5 protein-coding genes are annotated in these 4,989 nt (G+C 33.5%); 3 read left to right on the top strand and 2 right to left on the bottom strand.

The window, feature by feature from the left end; translation table 11 throughout:
- Positions 1 to 925 (bottom strand): Gfo/Idh/MocA family oxidoreductase (locus PLW95_07805; GenBank protein ID HOV22558.1); only part of this gene is annotated, 925 nt, incomplete at its 3' end.
- 453 nt (positions 926 to 1,378) lie between these two features.
- Positions 1,379 to 2,641, bottom strand: a complete 1,263-nt coding sequence (locus PLW95_07800) for a DegT/DnrJ/EryC1/StrS family aminotransferase (protein ID HOV22557.1) — start codon at positions 2,639 to 2,641, stop codon at positions 1,379 to 1,381.
- Between the two features lie 84 nt (positions 2,642 to 2,725).
- On the opposite strand from PLW95_07800, the gene PLW95_07795 reads away from it, so the two are divergent.
- The 3 genes from PLW95_07795 to PLW95_07785 all read left to right on the top strand — a co-directional run bounded on the left by PLW95_07795 (position 2,726) and on the right by PLW95_07785 (position 4,691).
- Positions 2,726 to 3,676: a glucosamine-6-phosphate isomerase gene (locus tag PLW95_07795; GenBank protein HOV22556.1), complete on the top strand. Its 951-nt coding sequence runs from the start codon at positions 2,726 to 2,728 to the stop codon at positions 3,674 to 3,676.
- Positions 3,677 to 3,709: 33 nt separating this feature from the next.
- A complete protein-coding gene (locus tag PLW95_07790) occupies positions 3,710 to 4,423 on the top strand; it encodes a PIG-L family deacetylase (GenBank protein ID HOV22555.1) in 714 nt (237 codons plus the stop codon).
- A gap of 130 nt (positions 4,424 to 4,553) precedes the next feature.
- The gene (locus tag PLW95_07785; protein ID HOV22554.1) at positions 4,554 to 4,691 is read left to right on the top strand and encodes a hypothetical protein; all 138 of its coding nucleotides are present in this window, start codon (positions 4,554 to 4,556) and stop codon (positions 4,689 to 4,691) included.
- Positions 4,692 to 4,989 lie beyond the last annotated feature (298 nt).

The following is a 4,989-nucleotide window of genomic DNA, read 5'->3' as shown; positions in this document are numbered from 1 at the left end:
CAGCAAAATATTCAAATTCAGCAGTATAGGGATTGATTTTTTCAAAGGGGATTTCTTCAAATTGTGGAATCTTATCTTTACTCTGTATTGCATCATATCCGCCTTCCCCGACACCAAAAATTCCTTCCATTTTTCCACCAATACTCTGACCTATTGTCCCTTCTGTCAAAATTGCTCCTTTTGAACCATATATTTCAAGTCGTGTTTTACTCGCCTCATCAGGAATACAGAAAAAACTATCAACTGTTGCATGAGTTCCATCAACAAATTCAAGTAAGGTTGTTGATGAGTCCTCTGATTTATAAAAGTGGACAAGGTTATTTGTAATTGCAGATACTCTTTTTACTTTTTTATCAATTAGAAATTCAAGAAGGTCATAAAGATGAGTTGCCATATCAATTAAAGAACCGCCTCCGCCTTTTTTAGGGTCCTGTCGCCATGCCCCTTCTATTGGTGGATACCAGCAGGAAAGTTGTGCCCTCATATATACAATTCTTCCTAATTTACCTTCTTCTATTAACTGCTTAATTTTCTTATGTGCTCCGTGAAATTTCATCATATATCCTTCTTGAATAAAAACATTATTTTTCTTACAAATCTCTACTGCTTTTTTCCCATCTTTTAAATTTATACATAACGGCTTTTCACATAATATATGTTTTCCATTTTCTGCTGAAAGTTTTATATGTTTTAAGTGTAAAAAAGCAGGAGATGCAATATAAATACATTCAACTTCTTCATCTTTTACCATGTCCTCTTCTTTTTCATAGTATTTATCAATTTTAAATTCATCTGCTATTTTTTTTGCTCCAATAACATCCATAACAGCAACAACTTTTATGTTTTTAGCATCCAGCATTCCAGGTATTGACCTTCTTTTTGCTATACCACCTGCCCCTATTACTCCCATATTAACTTTTCTCATAATCCCTCCTCTTATTGGAATAATAAATTTTTCACTAACCAGTTTATATTTAAATAACAAGTAGAGAGAACTTTAATTTCCAAAATCTCTCTAACCCCCGTTGTGCTATCTGAAAACCCCCTCATCCCTCGGGCGTAGCCCTACGGGCGAGCCCCACCTTCTCCCTCTGCCACAAATCTTGTCGGACAGGCTAAGGGGAGAAGGATGAAATCCCTCTTAATCTCCCTTTATAAAGGGAGAAAAAACTCCTTCCTTTTATAAAGGAAGGTAGGAATGGATTTGTCTTAAATCTCCCCCTGCCCCTGTTGTGCTATTTAAGAAACTATGACGCACCAACTCTGCTTTGCTACCCCTTTGCTTCCTTAGTCGGTTTACAAAAGGGAGAATAATTTCTACAAAAAACAAAAAAGAATAAAATTATCAAAAACGAAACCCTTATTTTGTAGCATACTACTATTTCATATAGACATTAGCAACTTTATTAAATGCTTCAACACATTTCTCCATATGTTCCATTTCATATACAGGATGTGTAAAGAAAGACATTGTCCTATCTGATAACCATTTTGCTGTTTTACATTCAACTTTTGAGTAATCAATTTTTCTTGCATTAGGGTCATCAAATGGATATTTTAACCGCCCAAAACCATTTTTTTCTATATATGCTCTTTCTTTATACATTTCGGGCCATTGAACTCCATAAGCAGGAACACCTTCTGCCTCAATTGCTGCGATAAATTGTTTTAAAGGGACTTTTAATTTCTCTGTATCAATAACAAATGGAGCCCACCAAAAAGCATTCTGTCTTTCTTCTGTATCAAGTGGTGGATATAAAACAAGAGGATGGTCTTTTAAGGCAGAAATTAGAAATTTCCCGTTCCTTTTTCTATTTGCTAAATTCCATGTATCAAATCTCTCAAGTTCACAAAGACCTATCAATGATTGTATTTCTGTCATTCTATAATTAAAACCAACTCTTTTGTGTATGTACATTAATTTTTTTTCCATTTCAAGAAGTCGTAATCTCTCTTTTACATCATATCCATGGTCCCTAAATGACATACATTCCCAGTAAAGGTCCTCATTATTTGTAATAACTGCTCCTCCCTCTCCACCTGTTGTAAAGTGTTTGCTCTGGCAGAAACTAAAACAACCAACATCTCCAATTGTTCCCGTTTTCTTTCCCTTATAAATTCCTCCAAAACACTGAGCACAATCTTCAATAACAAAAAGATTATGTTTTCTTGCAACTTCAAGAATTGGGTACATATTAGCAACAATTCCATAAAGATGAACAACAATTATACCTTTTGTTCTATCAGTAATTTTGTCTTCTATATCATTTGGGTCAAGAGTATGTGAGTTTTTCTCAACATCAGCAAAAACAGGTATTGCTCCTGCCTGTAAAATACAAAAGGAAGAAGCAATAAAAGAATAAGAAGGACATATTACTTCATCACCTGGACCAATATTAAGAGCAGAAACAGCAGTGTGTAAAGCACTTGTCCCATTTGTTGTGGTAATACAATATTTAGCACCATTCCATTTTGCCCATTCTTTTTCAAATTTATTGCCAATATCTCCTGTCCAATAATTCACTTTCCCATTTTTCAATGGTTCTGCTACCATTTCTATTGACTTTTGAGAAAAAGAGGGCCACATAGGAAATGGTCTTGTATTTACAGGACTTCCACCTTCAATTGCTAATTTTTCCATTCTTTCCTCCTTTTTTTATTAAATTTTTTTACCTTTAAAAGTATGTTATAATAGAAAAAAACCTATGTCAACAGGGAGGTATTTATGAATTTAATAGATACAATTAAGGGCTCGCTTTTAGAGAATTTTTTCCCAAAAGGATGGAATTTAGAAAAAATTGATAGATGTTGTTCTTTTCCACCTGAAAAAATTTTTGAAAAGCAAAATTGGTGGAATAAAAATTTTCAACCAATCGCCTGTGATACACTTGAAGAATTTAATCTGAAGATGGGACATGAAATTGCTCTGGAAATATCTCAAACAAAAAAAGAAGGGAAAAAGTTAATTTTAATTTTGCCTGTTGGACCAATGGGAATGTATAAATGGGCTGTGTATTTTCTTAAAGAGTGGAAAGTAGATTGTGAACATGTTTATGGTTTTAATATGGACGAATGGAGTGATAAAAATGGCAATACTCTTCCACCTGATAATCCAGGCGCTTTTCAAAACGCTATGGAAGGTGCATTTTATGGGCCACTTGGAAAATTGACTGTTCCTGTAAAACAAAGATTTTTTGCAACAAAGGAATTATTACCGAAATATCCTGAAAAAATTTCAAAATTGAGAGGAGAAGGAGCAAGGATGGTTTTAATTTTTGGGATTGGCAGGGTTTTTCATATTGCTTTCTGGGAACCACATTTTGCAGAAGAATTTAAGTCAGAAAAGGAATGGATTTCTCAGATGTATCGCACAGGAGCGAAATTACATCCTCTTACAATTGAACAAAATGCAATAACAAGTTTTAAAAGTAGAACAACTCTTGTTCCCTGTTTTGCAAATACAATAGGACCTGGAATATTTTTGAAAGGTGATAAAATTATAGGAGGAGCAGATGGGATATTAGGAAGAGGAATGATGTGGCAGGGAATGAGTTTATGGGTTACTTTAAGATATGGACCTGATATATGGGTTCCAAGCAGTTTCATACCAACTTTACCAGGAAAATTATTTTTCTTGAAAGAACTTGCAGGACCACTAATTCCTGAATGTAATTAATAATGTGAGGGTATTCCTTCAAAGGAGAAAAAAATGAATATATTAGCGGTTGGAGCACATCCAGATGACCTTGAACTTTTATGTGGTGGAACATTAGCAAAATATTCAAAAAAAGGGCATAAAATATTTATGGCTCATCTATGTAATGGAAATTTAGGAGGAAAGGATATAACACCTGACCAACTTGCGGAAATAAGGGATAAAGAAGCAAAAAAATCAGGTAGTTTGATAAATGCAGAAGTTCTTGGACCAATTGCATCTGACCTTGACCTTTATCCAACAAAAGAAATGAGAAAAGAAGTTGTTGATATTATAAGACATGCAAGACCAGATATAATTATCACTCATAGTCCTGATGATTATATGCCAGACCATACAACTACATCAAAACTTGTTTTTGATGCTGCTTTTACTGCAACACTACCAAATTATAAAACAAAAGAAACATTCTGGGAAAAAATAACTCCAATTTTTTATATGGATACTTCCGTTGGACTTAAATTTCAGCCTGACTATTATGTTGATATAACTGAATTTTTTGAGATAAAAAAGAAAATGTTTCTCTGTCATGAGAGTCAATATAAATGGTTAAAAGGACATCATCTTTCTGACCCTTTAAATATAATTGAAACAATGGGAAAGTTCAGGGGATTACAGTGCGGTGTTTTGTATGCAGAGGGATTTGTAATTGAGAAGGTCTGGGGAAGAGTAAATCCAACTGAACTTATTAGCGGGATTACCTTATAAAATTGAAGCAAAAACAAGAACAAAACTGCATAATATTGAAGTAGAAGATAAAGTATCTGCTTTTTAGAATATCAAAATGGTGCATGGGAATATTTAGATGGGAACTATATAAGGTAGTGTCAAAAAATAGATGAAAAAAAAAGATGAAAAGGAAAAAGGGTGTTTTTCTGAAAGCAAAACAGAGAAAAAATTGTTCATTGAAAATTTTGGGAATAGAAAAAAGCACAGAAAGAGTGAAAAAAGAGGACTAAAAGTAAATAGGGCATAAATGAGCAATAAGGCAGGGACTATATCAAGAAATAGGTATAAAGTTATTTAAAAAAGATTTAGGGCAATTTAGAGGCAATATGTACGCAGAATCCGGCGGGCCCCTAGAACAAAACGATTAACATTACTTGTTTGAGACATAAAAAACCTCCTTTTTTCATATTATTTTACCAAAAAAAGGGGGAGGGATATAAAGACATATAAAAGCATTAAAAAACAAAGAAAGGCATTATAAAAGCTATAGCCAATTTTGGCATAACCTTTATAAACAAAAGGAGAAAAAATGTTTATAGATATTC

It is taken from the genome of bacterium (genome assembly GCA_035370465.1).
Classification (GTDB): Bacteria; Ratteibacteria; UBA8468; order B48-G9; family JAFGKM01; genus JAGGVW01.
This window is presented reverse-complemented; position numbering and strand designations above follow the sequence as displayed.